A 15,667-nucleotide genomic window follows, 5' to 3' on the forward strand; every position below is an offset into this window, starting at 1 on the left:
GGCCGGTCGTCTGGGGCGGCCGAGGCACCCTGTTCTAAGGCCGGGTACCCGTTGGGCGTGGCGGGGATGCGTGCCCGATATTGCCGGGGCCCCGGCTCGGGGCAGGCGGAACCACACAACCACGGACGACCACGCACAACATGAGGCTACCCCTTCTCACAGCTCTCGCCCTGCTGGCGGTGGCGCCCGCCAGTTCGCAAGAGACCCCGTGGACCCCGCTCAACCCGGGCTCCGACAACATCACGGTCTTGGGCCACATCCCGCTCGGCGCTCCGCTGAACGTGATGGATATGGAGGTGGAGCAGGAGCTCGACCGCCCGTTCGCGTACGTGTCCCGTGGGACGGTGGGGCGCGGCCTGGAGCGGGGCACCGACTTTATTGACATCTCCGACCCGTCCAACCCCAAGGTTCTCTACGAGTGGCGCATCGAGGACAACGACCTCCACGTGGGGCTCGGCGGGATGGACATCAAGTACTTCAGGTGGGACGGCCGCTACTACGTCGTCCAGTCGACCCAATTTTTCCCGGGTGGCCCGAACGCCGACCTGGGCGCCGTCATCTTCGACGTCACCGGCCTGCCCGATGCCACGACCGTCCGCGAGGTGGCCCGCATCCGGGAGCCGGCGCTGGTCGGGGGCTTCCACAACATCTTTATTTACCAGCACTCCAACGGGACGCCCTACCTGCTGACGACGACGGGCGGCCCCCAGGCCCACGCCTACGACCTCTCGAGGGCGGTCACCGGGGATGCCGAGAACGCGCTGGCGGCGGTCATCCCTGGGCCTGAGACCTTCGTCGGCCCCTTTCAGTCATACCACGACCTGTACGCCGGCTGGCACCCGGATACCGAGCAGGACCGGTTCTACGGCGGCGGCACGGGGGGATACTTCGTTTACGACATCTCCGACATCGCGAGCCCGGCGCTTCTGTACTCGATCACGGGCGTCAACGGTGTGACCTACGGCCACACGTTCACGCCCAGCCCGGATGGGCGCTACGCCGTCACGGAGACGGAGTACAAATACGCCCCGCTGCGCATCTTCGACATGAAGCCGATGCTCGACGGCGAGCGCCAGTCGATGCGGAGCCCCATCTCGGCATGGACCTCGCACTGGGCGGGCTTGGTGCACAACCACGAGGTGCGCTGGCCCTACGTGTTCGTCTCCGGCTACCACGACGGGCTGCAAATCTTCAGCCTCATGGACCCGGAGAACCCAGAGACTGTCGGCTACTACGACACCTACACCGGCCCGCGCGACATCGGCTTCATGAACGGCGCCGTCGCCAACGGCGCGTTCGGCGTGGACGTCCGCAACGCGGACGGGCTGATCGTCATCTCGGACATGACGACGGGCTTCTGGACCTTCCGCATGGACGGGTTCGACGGGTGGAACGGCGAGGACTGGGGCCAGGCCAACATCTCGAGCGTCCAGAACTGGGACGAGGGGCCGACGGGCGAGTGATCGCTCCCCGTCCTCGACCTGTCCCCAACCCTCTGAAACGAACGGAACCCATGAGCACGCAACGATTCATTCGACCCTCCCTCGCCGCTGGCGCGGCGCTCCTCACACTGTCTCTGCTGGTGGCCCCGGCCAGCGGCCAGGAAACCCCGTGGACGGCGGAGAAGCCCGGGTCGGACAACATCACCGTCCTCGGCCACATCGAGCTCGGACCCATCCTAAGCGTCTCCGACGTGGACCTGGAGCAGGAGGTGTCGCGCCCCTACGCCTACGTCTCCCGGATGGTCTATGGCTGGGAAGGGCCGCGCGGAACGGACGTCATCGACATCTCGGACCCCACGTCGCCCGAGGTGATCTACGAGTGGCGCATCGAGGACCAGGACCTCCACGCCGGCACGGGCGCGATGGACGTCAAGCACTTCAAGATTGGCGACCGCTACTACGTCGTCCAGTCGCTCCAATTCCAGCAGGGGGGACCCAACTCGGACCTCGGCGCTGTCGTGCTGGACGTGACGGGGCTCCCGGACGCCTCGACGGTTCGGGAGGTGGCGCGCATTCGCGAGCCGGACCACCCGGGTGGCTTCCACAACATCTTTGTCTACAAGCACTCCGATGGGCGCGTCCTGCTGATCTCGACGGTGCAGGGCCCGACGGCGCACGTCTATGACTTGGGCAAGGTGGTGTCGGGCGACGTGGAGAACGCCTTGGTGGGGCAGATCCCGAACCCAAACGAAGGGCGCCGCGCCTACCACGACTTCTACGCCTCGTGGCATCCGGACACCGGTCAGGACCGGTTCTACGGCGGAGGCACCGGCGGGTACTACGTCTACGACATCACGTCGGTCGAGAGCCCCGAACTGGTCGTGACGCTCACGGGGATCGAGGGGGTGCGCAACGGCCACACGTTCACGCCCGGCCCCAACGGTCGCTATGTGATCGCGGAGACCGAGTACCGCTGGGCACCGCTCCGCATCTTCGACCTCCAGCCCGCCCTCGAGGGAAATGCCTCGAACATCCGCGTCCCCATCGGCGCGTGGACGGCCCACTGGGACAACTTGGTCCACAACCACGAAGTCCGCTGGCCCTACGTCTTCGTGTCGGGCTACCTCGACGGCCTCCAGGTGTTCACCATGGACGACCCTGCCAACCCGCAGACGGTCGCTTACTACGACACCTACCTCGGGGACCGGGTCGAAGGGCGGACGGGAGAGTTCAACGGCGCCTTCGGCATCGATGTGCGCAACGCGGACGGGCTGATCGTGATCTCCGACATGTCGACGGGCTTCTGGACCTTCCGCATGGAGGGGTTCGACGGGTGGAACGGAGAGGATTGGGGTGTGCCCAACATCTCCAGTGTCCAGAACTGGGAGCACGGCCCGGCCTCATCCAGCGAGTAACGTTCGCCGAGCCCGTTCTTGGCGCAAGCCTCCAGCGCGCTTGAGGACTCACAAGACTGGCCCTCTCCGCTTCCCGGCTTCGCTCTTCGACTGCACCAGGACTCCTCCGATGCCCTCCATTTCGTCCGCGGCGCTAGCAGCCAGCCTCCTCGCCCTTTTGGCGTCGGCGTTCCCTGCCGACCTAGATCGGCAGGCGATTGCCTCCCTGCCCGTGATGGCGCCCGCATGCGAGCAGGCCGATCCAGATCCGCCCGCGTACTATGCGATCGATCTGTTCACGACGGGTCGCGTTCCCGGCAGCCGCCGGGCGACCGGCGTGGCGAACGTGACCTTCCGGCCGTCCCCGTTCGGTGTCGCGCTGTCGGCCACCGGCACCTACGTCTACGACCTCGCCATTACCGTCGAGAACCTGGCACCCGCCCTAAACGGCGCCTACGTGGCGTGGGCGACGACGCCGGATCTCTCGACGGTGGAGCGGCTCGGCACCCTGGACGACTCGCACCAGATCGGAGGCCGGGTCGAGTGGAACAAGTTCTTGGTCGTCGTCTCGCTCGAAGCGGACCCGGAGGCGGTTGAGCGATGGAGCGGCCCCATCGTGCTCCGTGGGATGTCGCGAAGCGGCATGATGCATACGATGGCCGGTCATGGGCCCTTCGAGACCGAACCGTGCGCGGTGTACGGGTACCAGTGATCTCGTCTTGCAGTTGATCGACCGGGCGAGCGCTGGAGGTCTGCGCTCGCCGGATGATCGCCTGCCTCCCTTTTGCGTTCCGTTTGCTATGCGTTCCCTTTGCCGTCTCGTCCTCCTGCTCCTCGTGGGCGCGGGTCCTGTCGCCGCGCAGGATCACGACATGATGGACCACAGTGGGCACGCCGGCCATGACATGAGCGCGATGACTCCGGGCGACAGCCTGGCGTGGCGCATGGTGCCGATGGACATGAGCATGCCGATGATGCCCGGCATGGAGAACGAGTTGCCCCCGGTCCGGCCGTTCCTCGCGGGCCAGGGCATGGATCCCACGATGTTTCCCGAGGGGGAGCCGAGCCGCGTCGTCCAGATGGCGGACGGCGACACGCTCCATCTCGACGCCTCGCTCATCCGCCGCACGATCGGCGACCAGACGTTCATCATGTACGGGTACAACCGTCAGTACCCCGGGCCGCTGATCCGCGCCGACCGGGGCTCGAAGGTGGTCGTCCACTTCACGAACAACATCGAGATGCCCACGACCGTGCACTGGCACGGCCTGCGTCTCGACAACCGCTTCGACGGCATCCCCGGCCTGACGCAGATTCCCGTGGAGGTGGGGGAGTCGTTCACGTATGAACTCGTCTTCCCGGACACCGGCGTCTACTGGTACCACCCGCACATGCGCGAGGACATCCAGCAGGATTTGGGGCTGTACGGAAACATGCTCGTCGATCCGGTCACGGACGGCTACTACCAGCCGGTCAACCGCGAGGAGGTCATCGTCCTCGACGACCTATTGACTGACGCGGCAGGCCTGCTGCCCTACGGCGAGGAGTCCCCGACTCACGCGCTCATGGGCCGGTTCGGCAACGTGATGCTCGTCAACGGGTCGACCGACTACCGGCTGGACGTGGACCGATGGGAGGTCGTCCGGTTCTACCTCACCAATGTCGCCAACTCCCGCACCTTCAACGTCGTATTCGGCGGCGCGCCGATCAAGATCGTGGCCTCGGACGTATCGAAGTACGAGCACGAGGAGCGCGTCGGCTCGGTCGTCATCGCGCCTGCCGAGCGTTACGTCGTGGAGGTGCTGTTCGAGGAGGCGGGCACCGTCGAGATCACCAACTCGATCCAGGCCATCAACCACTTCCGTGGCGAGTTCTACCCGCACGTCGACACGCTGGGGACCGTGTCGGTCTCCGATGCGCCGGCCTCGCCGTCGTATCGGGAGGCGTTCGAGACGCTCCGCGAGAACCGCGCCGTAACCTCGGACATCGCGGGCTACCGCGAGCACTTCGACCGCGCCCCCGACCACACGCTCGAACTGACGCTCCGGCACCGGGGGCTGCCGCTCTCGACCGTCCGGATGATGGAGGTCGACACGCTCTACGTTCCGCCGATGGAGTGGAACGACGCGATGCCAATGATGAACTGGCTCTCGACGGGCAAGCAGGTGACGTGGGTCATCCGGGAGGTCGAAACGGGGAGGGAGAACATGGACATCCAGTGGTCCTTCGAGAGCGGCGACGTGGTCAAAATTCGGGTGTTCAACAACCCGGAGTCCTTTCACCCGATGAACCACCCGTTCCACGTCCACGGCCAGCGCTTCCTGGTGGCCTCGATGGACGGCGTGGAGAACCCGAACCTCGTCTGGAAGGACACGGCCATCGTCCCCGTCGGCTCCACGATGGACCTCGTGGTCGACATGTCGAACCCGGGGAAATGGATGGCGCACTGCCACATCGCGGAGCACCTCCATTCGGGCATGATGCTGCACTTCGAGGTGACCGGAGACCCGGTGGCTCAATAGCCTCGGGCTCGCAGGTCTGGAGGCGAGAGCGAGGGGCTGCGCCCGCCGTGGTGCTGGGAGCAGGCCACCTGTAGAGTCGGGAAGACCCTCAGGTCGTCGCCAAGAACCGGCGCCAGCGGGCGTGGAGGGCGGGCTGGCTGGCGGTGAGCTCACGGAGCACAGCCTGCACCTCAGGGTGGGTCCCGCGGAGCGCGGCCCAGTCCGGGTTGGCGGTCAGCCAGGGCGCATTGTGGTTGCCCAGATACACCGCCTTGCGCAGCCAGTGCAGCGCGGCCTCCGCGTCGCCGACGACTGCGAACGTGGTGGCCACGCGGTAGGCCATCTCGGGGTCGGCGGCGGAGATCGCCAGCACGTCGTCGGTCATGAGCGCCGCGGCGCCCTCCGCGTCGCCAGTCTTGAACCTGGCGATCGCAAGGGTTGGGTGTGCCAGCCGTAGCGCCGGGTCGTCGGCGAGGACCCCCTCGAGGCGGCCCAGCCCCCAGTGCGGGTCGCCGTGGCGGAGGTGCCAGACGGCGTCCGTGGTGCGGAGCAGGGTGTGCTCCGGGGCGATCGACAGGCCGCGCTCGATCTCGCGCCGCGCGGCGCCCGCGTCCTGGCGGTAGAGGTGGACCCGGGCGCGCAGGTTGTAGATGCGGGGGCCGAAGCCGGGCGAAAGCCGCAGGGCCGCGCCCAACTCGCGGAGCGACTCGTCGAGCAGGCCGTCGAGCTGGAGCACGACGCCCGCGCCCAGGCGTACCTCGGCATCCTGGCTCGCCGTCCGCATGAGGAACTGCACGTCTTGGCGGCCGCGCTCCTTCTCGCCCCGCCAGAGCAGCGTGTAGCCCTGGTAGAGCTTGGCTTCGATGTTCTTGGGGTCGAGCGCCAGCCCGCGTTCAAGGTGGCGCTGGGCCGCGAGCAGGTGCCCGACGCCGCCGTATCCGGAGCGGACGTATCGCGTCAGGGCGACGCCGAGAGCCGCCTGGGCAGGGGCAAAGTCCGGGGCGGCCTCCACGACGCGCTCCAGCGCTCCGATCGCGTCGGCGAGGTCGTCGCGACCGGACGAGCGGGTCGCGGCGGTGTCGAGGAGCGAGCGGGCCGCGAGGTAGTCTTCTGCCAACTCGGGGTCGACGCCGTGGTCGACGGCCGTAGGACGGTTCTCGGGGACGGGCGCGATGGGCAGCGCCCCCTCGCTCTGGACCGCTCGGTACACGGCGTCGCCGAGCCGCTGCTGAGCCTCCACCAGGTCGGCAGTGTCGGCCACTTCGATGCCGCCCGCGACCACGGCGTCGTCGGCAACCGCCAGCAGACGCCACGACAGGCCGACCGTCCCGTCGGACTGGGTCACCTGTCCCGTGAGCACCCAGCTCGCCGCGAGCTGGCGCCCGGCCTGGAGCGGATCCGCGGCGGGGCTGACCGTGGCGCGGAGCGTCCGGGGCGGCCGGACCAGGAGGGACGGCGCTTGCGCGAGCCGCGTCGCGACGGCGTCGGCAATCGCGAACCCGACGTACGTGGGCGCCGGCGGATCGCCGGTTCCCACGAAGGGCAACACCGCGACGGCATTCGGCGGAGCAGGCGCGATGCGGGCGGGCAGGAAGCGGCCCGCGAGCGCCGACAGCAGGCCCCCGCGCGACGCCCGCGCGTCGGACGGCGGGGCCGGGACCGGCACCGTGCCCGCATCGAGGCGGTCCGCCTCGGCGTGCTCCGGGTCGAGCGTCCGGGCGACCGTTCGCAACGCGTCGCGCACCTCGCTGGCGAACCGGGTTCGGTCCTCCGGTTGGCGGACGAGGGTGCCTCGGATCACGGCGGCGAGGGCAGGGGAGAGGCCGGGCTGGACCCGAAGCGGGTCGGGCGCCGCCCCCGCCTGGATCGCAGCGCTTAGCCGGGCGGGGTCGACGCCGGGCGCCCAGAACGGGTGCTGGCCGGTCGCCATCTGGAATAAGATCACGCCCAGCGCCCAGATGTCGCTCTGCTCCGAGCTCCGTCGCGTGGCGAACTGCTCGGGCGCCATGAAGGCCGTCGTGCCGAACCGCGACGACGCCGCGCGATCCTTCGGACGTGACGCGGGCGCGGGGAGGTCGGCGTCCGGCGAGGTGCGCCGGGCGAGCCCGAAGTCGAGCACCTTCGCCAGCCCCTCGTCGGTCACCATCACGTTCGAGGGTTTGAGGTCTCGGTGGAGCACGCCCCGGCGGTGCGCCGCTGCCAGCCCGTCCGCGATCTGGACGCCAAGCGACAGCGCCAACGGCTCGCTCAGCGCGCCGTCGGCCAGCAACGCCTGCAGGGTCCGGCCGGGGACGTATTGCATCACGAGGTACGCCCGCCCGCCGACCTCGCCGGCTTCGTAGACCGCGCACACGTTCGGGTGGTCGACGGCCGACGCCAGCCGGGCCTCCTCGAGCAGCCCTCCGGAGCCACCGTCGGCATGGAGCACCTTCACCACGACCGTCCGTCGGAGGTGCGTGTCGAAGGCACGGTACACGACCCCCCACGCGCCCTGGCCCAGCCGTTCCTCGATCCGGTACTGGCGGATGGCGTCGGGTAGGGGGGACGTGGCGGGCATGGGCGAGAGCGGGGACTGGCCTGACCCCGTACAGAGCCGGAGGTTTCCGCGCTCGCTGACCGGAAGCGGTTCCTGGAGCAGATCGGGCGACCTGCATACTCAGGGTGGCGACGAGCCCGACCCGGTGCGCTCCCTCAGAACGCGAGCGGGAACGCTTCGACCTCGTCCTCGATGCCCTTCAGCCGCAGAGAGCGGGGCGCTTCGAACGCTACGCCGTCCTCCGCGAGCGACCGGACCTGGGCGGACACCAGCACCCCGCCCGGCGCGCAGGCGCCCTCGAGCCGGGCCGCGAGATTCACGCCGTGCCCGATCGCCGTGAACTCGACGAGCTCGTCGGTGCCGAAGTTGCCGACCGTCACCTCGCCCTGGTGCACGCCGACGCGGAGCGCCACCGGCTGCTCGATGCCGGAGCCGTGCCACCGGGTCGTGAGCCCGACCATCGCCCGTTGCATCCCGGCCGCCATCGCGAGCGCCTGCTGGGCTTGCCGGCGCGGCGCCATCTCGTCGGCGGCCCCGAAGAGGACCATGATGCCGTCGCCCATGACCTTGTCGAGCGTGCCGCCGTGGGCGTCGATCAGCGCCACCATCTCGTTGAGGTAGTCGTTGAGCAAGGCCGTCACGCGGTCGGGGGGCGTCGCCTCGGACAGGCGCGTAAATCCGGCGAGGTCGGTGAAGACGATCGTCACCACGCGGCGTTCGGCGGCCACCTCCACGTCGCCCTCCTGGTCGAGGATGCGGGCGACGACCTTCTTGGGGAAGTACTTCTGCAGCCGCGAGCCGCGAACGATCTCTTCCAGCTGCTCGCGGACGCGGACCTGGAGCGTGTCGTTGAACCCCTTGAATTCCGCGTTGAGGCGCTCCGTCTCGGCCTTCTCGTTTGCCAGCTCGAGAGTGCGGGAGGCAACCGTCTCTTCCAACTGGCGCTGCCGTGCGAGGAGCTGGGCCGTACGGGCCCGGAAGGCGGCGACGATCAGCCCGGCCACCACGAGCGCGGCGAGGACGGCGAACCATGCGGTTTGCCAGAAGTGGGGCTGGAGTCGGAGCGAGAGGGTCGCGTCGGTCTCGCTCCAGACGCCGTCGCCGTTCGAGGCCTGGACCCGGAACGTGTAGTCGCCGGGGGCGAGGTCGGTGTAGAACGCTTCGCGGCGCTCCTCGGCCTCTGTCCACCGCGTGTCGCGTCCGTCGAGGCGGAAGCGATGGCGAACTCGCTCCGGGGTGAGGTAGCTCAAGCCGGCATAGGAAAACGAGAACTCGGTCGCCCCCGGCGCAAGCACGACGCGCCCCTCGGGAAGTGAGACCGGCTCGCCATCGACCGTCATCCCCTCGATCACCACACCGGGCGCACGCCCGTTGGTGGGGATGCGGGACGGGTCGATGGCACCGACGCCACCCGCCGTCGGGAAGTAGAGGGTCCCGTCGGACGCGCGAGCCCCGGCGGGCTGGCTGCCGCCGTTGGCCTCCGTCGCCGGGAGCCCATCCGCTCGCGTAAAGAGAGTCACGCGCAGGGCCCGGCCGCTCCGCGCCGCCGCTTCGGCCGCGCGCGCCGTGATGACGTAGACGCCCTGGTTGGAGGTCATCCACAGGCGCCCCTGGCCGTCCTCCAGAATCTGGGGGACAATGTCCGACGGCAACCCCTGCGTCGTCGTCACGCGAGCGACGCGGCGCTGAGGCGAGGGCAGGAAGAGGAGTCCGGACCCGTCGGTGCCTGCCCAGACGCCGTCGCCCCGAGCGTGCAGCGTCAGGATGTTGTCGCCCGCGGTGCCCTCGACGGCCCGGAGCGTGTCGCCGTTGCGGACGAGCAGGCCGGCGCCGTACGTCCCGATCCACAGCCGACCGTCTGGGCCCTCTGCGAGCGCCGTCACGGGAGCCTGCGGGGCCGAGGCGTCCGCCAGCGGGACGAAGGCGGAGCCGTCCCACCGACTGAGTCCGGCGTCGGTCCCCAGCCACAACGTGCCGGACTGGTCTTGTAAGAATGCCGTCGCGTAGGGGTCGGGCAGCCCGGCGCCCGCCGTGAGGCACCCGGCGACGGCTCCGCCCCGGACGCGGCACACGCCCTCGCCAGCGACGGCCGCCCACACCGTCCCGTCGCGCGTGGCGTACACCGCCGACACGTCGTTGCCGAGCAGCCCGTCTTGCGCTCCCAAGGCCAGCACGACGCGCCCCCCCACGACCTGCGCGAGCCCGCCGGTCGTCCCCACCCAGACGCCGCGCGTCGGGTCTGCAGCGATGGCATAGGCGCGGTCCGACGGGAGGCCCTCCCGGGCGGCCACCGGCGTGAACTTGGTGTTCCGCAAGCGGAGCAGCCCGCTCCCCCCGGTCCCGACCCACAGGCTGCCCTCGCGATCCTGCAGGAGGGCGAGAACGGTAGAGGCATCGGCGCCGGCCGCAGCCGCGAGCTCGGCCCGGTCGGCCCCGCGCAGTCGGACCAGCCCGCCTCCGAAGGTGCCCACCCACAGGGAGCCGGAGGTGTCGACCGCCAAGGCATCGATCTCCAGGCCGGCGGTCGCATCGGCCTCCGGGCGTGCCACCAATCGACGGTCTCGGACGAGCGCCAGCCCCGACGACGTGCCCACCCAGACGCCTCCCGAGCCAGCCACCAGTGCGTTGACCGGCTCCCTTGCTACGCCACCCAGCCCATCGAGGCGCTGGACCTCGCCATCTCGAAGGACCGCCAGCCCTCCTCGCGTCCCGGCCCATACCTCGCCGTCGAGGACGAGAAGCGAACGGACGTAGGGGTCGGGAAGGCCGGCATCCGTACCGAGGCACGCGAGACGGCGTGCGCCCGGCGCTAGCTGGCATAGCCCGTTGCGGGTCCCCACCCAGACACGGCCCTCGGGACCGACCGCGAGCGAGGCGACCGCTTCGGAGACCAGCCCCTCGGCCTCCCCCCACACGCGGACGCGAAGTTGAGCGTCGACGTGCGCCAGCCCCCCGCGCCGCATCCCCACCCAGACCCCGCCGCCCCGCGCTGGAGCAAGCGCACGGATGTCTGTATTGGGCAGCCCCCCCGCCCCTTGCGGGACGCGCGTGAACCGGACGCCGTCGAAGCGGGCCAGCCCTTCCTGGGTCCCGATCCACAAGTAGCCCTCGCTGGACTGCGTGATCGCCTCGACGCGGCTCTGCGGGAGCCCATCCTCGGTACCCCAGGCATCGGCTCCGTACTGCGAAGGGGCCTTCGCGGGATCGAGGAGACCCAGAGAAGGAGCGGGCTGAGCGGTCGCCGCGAGCGCCACCAGCACCCCTACAAGCATCCCGCCAGCGACGCGTGTCAGAGAGCGTCCTACAGGGTGTCCCTTGTCTCGCAACGAGTTGTGGGAAGAGGGTGGCCTTGGCTTGAACCAAGCTACCACCCCCTGTAGGTTTGCGTCCGCCTGACGATTACCCCTGACCCTCCCACCACACCCCCTCGCTGATGCGGTCCCTTGCCACGCTCGCACTGCTCCTCACGATCGGCCTCGCCGCTTGTGACAGCGGATGGGACTCGTCGACCGAGCCGTCTGCGGTCGCCCCCGCTGCGAGCCTCGGCATTCCGGTCGACTCGGTCGACCTCTATGTGGAGTTCGTCGAGGGCGTCATGGACCCCGAGGCGGCCTCCGACGAGGCCTTCGAGGGCCAGGACGTGCGACGCCGTCCCTACGTCCGAGACGATCGCCCCGGGGTGGGGGTTACCGTCGCGCTGAGCGACTACACCATGTTGCTGGCAGTCCTCGAGGCCAGCCCGTTGGTGTCCTCCGTGGAACTGGACATCGCCTTCGAGGTGCCCGGTGAGGACGTCGCTTACGTCCCGCTCAGCCACAACTACACCGGCCAGGCGACCGACGAGATTCCGACCGGGCCGTTCAACGGCCAGATGCTGCCCTGGAACGTGCGCATGATCGGCGGGGAAACCTCGAGCGCCCGCTCGGGCGACGGGCGCGGCCGCAACCAGATCGATGTTTACGTCATCGACTCGGGCGTTGACCATCCGGACGTTCGCGTCGTCGAGTCGGTTCGCTTCTTCGACGATGGCGTCGACCGGGGCTCGTCGGCCCACGGCAACCACGTGGCCGCCACGATCGCAGCGAGCGACGACACCGTCGGCATGGTGGGTGTCGCCCCGGGCGCCCGTATCCACTCGTTCGACGTCTTCGACGGCGAGTCCGCGGCTCCGATGAGCCGGCTTGTGGCCGCTGTCAGCCGCATCACAAAGATCAAACGGGCCAACCCCGATCGGCCGATCGTGGTCAACATGAGTGTCGGCGCCCACACAGGGACGACCGCGCTGAACGCCCTCGACCGGGCCGTGCAACGGTCCATCGAGGCGGGGGTCGTCTACGTGATCTCTGCCGGCAACCAAGCCGTCGACGCGCGGACCGTGTCCCCGGCCCGGGTGCGGGACGCGATCACGGTCGGAGCGATTGATGCGAACGGCCTCTTCGCGGCGGACTTTTCGAACCATGGCCCCGTGCTCGACCTGCTGGCGCCCGGCGTCCGCGTCGTCTCCGCCGCCGACGACGGCCGCTATGCCCGCATGGACGGGACCTCGATGGCCGCGCCGCACGTGGCGGGTGCGGCCGTGCTGGTCCTGCAGCGTCGCCCAGAGTTGTCCCCGGCGCAGGTCCAACGCGTCTTGCTGCGCCGCGCCTCGGACATCGCAGTGGGCGTGCTCGGCACCACGACTCAGACCGTCAACGTCGATCGGTTGTAGGCGAGAACGGCTGATCGCAGGCGGCGACGCGAGGCGGAGGGATCTGTACCTTTCGGCGTCTCCCCCCGACGCCTATGCCCGCACTCCAGCCTGACTCCCGTGTATTCGTCGCGGGCCACCGAGGGCTCGTCGGCTCCGCCGTGGTCCGCCGCCTCGAGCGCGACGGCGTCGCTCTCGTGACGCGGACCCGGGCCGAACTGGACCTCCGCGATGCCCAGGCGGTCGCCACGTTTTTCGAGTTCGAGCAGCCCACCCATCTGGTGCTGGCCGCCGCCAAGGTGGGCGGGATCCTCGCCAACCGCGACTATCCCGTCGACTTTCTGAGCGAGAACCTGGCCATCCAGCAGTCGGTGCTGATGGGTGCTCATCTCGCGAGAATCGGGAAGCTCGGACGGATCGTGTTTCTAGGGTCGTCGTGCATCTACCCTCGAGAGGCGCCCCAGCCGATGAGGGAAGAGCACCTGCTGACGGGGCCCCTGGAACCCACCAACCGGCCGTACGCCCTCGCGAAGATCGCCGGGATCGAGCTCGCCGAGGCGCTCCATCGCCAGTACGGCGACGACGTGATCAGCCTGATGCCGACCAACCTCTACGGCCCGGGGGACAACTTCGACCTCGCCACCAGCCACGTCCTGCCGGCGCTGATCCGGCGGTTCCATGAGGCCCGCCGCGGGGCGGGGCCCGCCGCCCCGGTGACGCTGTGGGGCACCGGCTCCCCCAAGCGCGAGTTCTTGCACGCCGACGACCTGGCCGACGCGGTGGCCTTTGTGCTCGCGCTCGACGAGCCCTCCTTGCGGGACACCGCCCCTGACGGCCTGCTCAATGTCGGCGTGGGGGAGGACCTCGCGATCCGAGACCTCGCGGCCCACGTCCGCGAGGTGGTCGGTTCCGACAGCGAGATCCGCTGGGACACGGACAAGCCCGACGGCACTCCCCGCAAGCTGCTCGACGTGTCCCGGCTGGCGTCTCTTGGCTGGCGCGCCCGCACGCCTCTTCGCGAAGGGCTCGCGTCCACCTACGACTGGTTCCGCGAGAACGTCGCCACGGTCCCCCAGGGCTGATCTCCACGAAGAGGGGAGGAGGCCGGGCCTTTCAAGCCACAACCGGCTTAGGCCGGACAGGCCCCCTGTCGATTCCCCCACTGCTCCCCTCCTGGCCGGGCCCCGTTCCTCGCCGCCCCCACGACCCCCGCAAGCTCCATGTCCCAGTCCCGCCGCAAGGCCCTCATCACCGGCGTCACGGGTCAGGATGGGTCGTACCTCGCCGAGCTGTTGCTCGCGAAAGGCTACGAAGTCCACGGCCTCAAGCGCCGGGCGTCGTCGTTCAACACTCAGCGCGTCGACCATCTGTACCAGGACCCGCATGAGGCCGACGTGCGCTTTCGGCTCCACTACGGAGACCTGACAGACTCGACGAACATGATCCGGATTGTGCAGGAGATCCAGCCGGACGAGATCTACAACCTGGCCGCACAAAGCCACGTCGCCGTCTCGTTCGACACGCCGGAGTACACGGCGAATGCTGACGGGGTGGGGACGCTCCGCTTGCTGGAGGCGCTGCGGATTCTTGGGCTCACCGACACGCGGTTCTACCAGGCCTCCACGAGCGAGCTCTACGGAAAGGTGCAGGAAGTGCCGCAGTCCGAGACGACGCCGTTCTACCCGCGGTCGCCGTACGCGGTGGCGAAGCTCTATGCCTACTGGATCACGGTCAACTACCGCGAGGCCTACGGGCTCTTCGCATCCAACGGCATCCTCTTCAACCACGAGAGCCCACGCCGGGGCGAGACCTTCGTGACCCGCAAGATTACGCGAGCGGCGGCCAAGATCTCGCTGGGCCTCCAGGCGACGGTCCACCTCGGCAACCTCGACGCCCAGCGCGATTGGGGCCACGCCCGCGACTTTGTCGAGGGGATGTGGCGGATCATGCAGCACGACACGGCCGACGACTGGGTGCTGGCGACCGGCGAGATGACGACCGTCCGAAACTTCTGCGGCCTCTCTTTCGCCGCCGTCGGCATTGACGTGGCCTGGGAGGGGACGGGAGAGGACGAGATCGGACGCAACGCAGCGACCGGCGACGTGATCGTGCGCGTCGACCCCCGCTACTACCGGCCGACCGAGGTGGAGCAGCTCCTCGGGGACGCTTCGAAAGCCGAACGCGAGCTGGACTGGACGCCGGCGGTGAGCGTTGGCGAGTTGGCGGCCGAGATGGTCACGGCGGACCTCGCGCTGGTCCAGGCCGGCTGAGGGACGCCGGCCGACGCGCAGTCGCCTCGAGAAGGCGTTGGGTCAGACCCCCTTGTTCAGGCGCTCCGCCAGCGAGGCGGGCAGGCCCGCTTCCGTGATCCGTGTCGCGGTCCGGGCCTGGTCGTAGTGCGCCCGAATCGTCTCGACGGTGAAGGCGTCCGGATCGTACAGACCAAAGGAAAGGCGGGGGTCGTGGTCTCGCGGCTGGCCTACGCTGCCGACATTGACGAGGAACCGGTGGCCCTCGCGGACACGAAACACCCCGAGCGAGGACGACACGACGGCAGGCTTGTGGCTGTGTCCCACGAAGCAGATCGGGGTGTCGAAGGCGCCGAACTGCCGCTGTGTATCGCGGAAGGATTCCAGCCGGGGCCACGCGCCGGGCTCGTCGGGTGCGGCGTGGGCGAAGGTGGCGCCGAACCGCTCGGCGGTGAGGGGAAGCCCCGCGAGCCAGCCACGCTGCTCCTCCGAGAGCTGCTCGCGGTGGAGGCGGGCGGCGGCCTGTCCGTCGCGGGGGAGCCCGGACGAGTCGCCCGTGACGACGGCCTCGTCGTGATTTCCTAAGACACTGAGCGAGAACTCGGACCGGACGATGTCAACGCACACACTTGCCGAGGGGCCGTAGCCCACCACGTCGCCCAGGCTGACGAGGTGATCGGCTCCCCGCGCTTCCGCGATGGCGAGGGCCGCGCGGAGCGCTTCCAGGTTGGCGTGGATATCGGAGAAGACGGCGATCAGCACGAGAGGGCGCAAAAGTGGGGGGGGGCTGAAAGTACCCCTCAGCGCACAGGGCCCCCGCTGGGCGCGGGTGTCAGAGCCGAGACAGTCTATCTTTGG

10 protein-coding genes are annotated in these 15,667 nt (G+C 69.4%); 7 read left to right on the forward strand and 3 right to left on the reverse strand.

The features are described 5' to 3' along the window. Positions 1-140 precede the first annotated feature (140 nt). The 4 genes from ACLII4_RS11525 to ACLII4_RS11540 all read left to right on the forward strand — a co-directional run bounded on the left by ACLII4_RS11525 (position 141) and on the right by ACLII4_RS11540 (position 5,358). On the forward strand, positions 141-1,463 hold the full coding sequence (locus ACLII4_RS11525; protein ID WP_412067546.1) for an LVIVD repeat-containing protein: 1,323 nt from the start codon (positions 141-143) through the stop codon (positions 1,461-1,463). A gap of 50 nt (positions 1,464-1,513) precedes the next feature. After that, positions 1,514-2,857, forward strand: coding sequence for an LVIVD repeat-containing protein (locus tag ACLII4_RS11530; RefSeq protein ID WP_412067547.1), 1,344 nt, complete (start codon positions 1,514-1,516; stop codon positions 2,855-2,857). Between the two features lie 109 nt (positions 2,858-2,966). Continuing rightward, on the forward strand, positions 2,967-3,548 hold the full coding sequence (locus ACLII4_RS11535) for a hypothetical protein (protein WP_412067548.1): 582 nt from the start codon (positions 2,967-2,969) through the stop codon (positions 3,546-3,548). Between the two features lie 160 nt (positions 3,549-3,708). Continuing rightward, entirely contained in the window at positions 3,709-5,358 is a 1,650-nt protein-coding gene (locus ACLII4_RS11540) for a multicopper oxidase family protein (RefSeq protein ID WP_412067549.1), read from the forward strand. An 88-nt stretch (positions 5,359-5,446) separates the two neighbouring features. On the opposite strand, the gene ACLII4_RS11545 is transcribed toward ACLII4_RS11540, so the two are convergent. Together ACLII4_RS11545 and ACLII4_RS11550 are read right to left on the reverse strand one after the other, a co-directional pair. Then, positions 5,447-7,894: a protein kinase domain-containing protein gene (locus tag ACLII4_RS11545; protein ID WP_412067550.1), complete on the reverse strand. Its 2,448-nt coding sequence runs from the start codon at positions 7,892-7,894 to the stop codon at positions 5,447-5,449. Positions 7,895-8,028: 134 nt separating this feature from the next. Then, positions 8,029-11,145, reverse strand: a complete 3,117-nt coding sequence (locus tag ACLII4_RS11550; RefSeq protein ID WP_412067551.1) for a two-component regulator propeller domain-containing protein — start codon at positions 11,143-11,145, stop codon at positions 8,029-8,031. A gap of 161 nt (positions 11,146-11,306) precedes the next feature. Between ACLII4_RS11550 and ACLII4_RS11555 the strand changes: the two genes are divergently transcribed. From ACLII4_RS11555 to gmd, 3 genes are all read left to right on the forward strand, one after another. Then, positions 11,307-12,581: a S8 family serine peptidase gene (locus tag ACLII4_RS11555; RefSeq protein ID WP_412067552.1), complete on the forward strand. Its 1,275-nt coding sequence runs from the start codon at positions 11,307-11,309 to the stop codon at positions 12,579-12,581. A 74-nt stretch (positions 12,582-12,655) separates the two neighbouring features. Beyond that, entirely contained in the window at positions 12,656-13,642 is a 987-nt protein-coding gene (locus ACLII4_RS11560) for a GDP-L-fucose synthase family protein (RefSeq protein ID WP_412067553.1), read from the forward strand. A 138-nt stretch (positions 13,643-13,780) separates the two neighbouring features. Then, positions 13,781-14,830, forward strand: coding sequence for a GDP-mannose 4,6-dehydratase (gmd, locus tag ACLII4_RS11565; protein WP_412067554.1), 1,050 nt, complete (start codon positions 13,781-13,783; stop codon positions 14,828-14,830). A gap of 42 nt (positions 14,831-14,872) precedes the next feature. Here gmd and ACLII4_RS11570 read toward each other — a convergent pair whose 3' ends face one another. Next, on the reverse strand, positions 14,873-15,571 hold the full coding sequence (locus ACLII4_RS11570) for a metallophosphoesterase family protein (RefSeq protein WP_412067555.1): 699 nt from the start codon (positions 15,569-15,571) through the stop codon (positions 14,873-14,875). Positions 15,572-15,667 lie beyond the last annotated feature (96 nt).

This window comes from Rubrivirga aquatilis, assembly GCF_046845665.1.
GTDB lineage: Bacteria > Bacteroidota > Rhodothermia > Rhodothermales > Rubricoccaceae > Rubrivirga.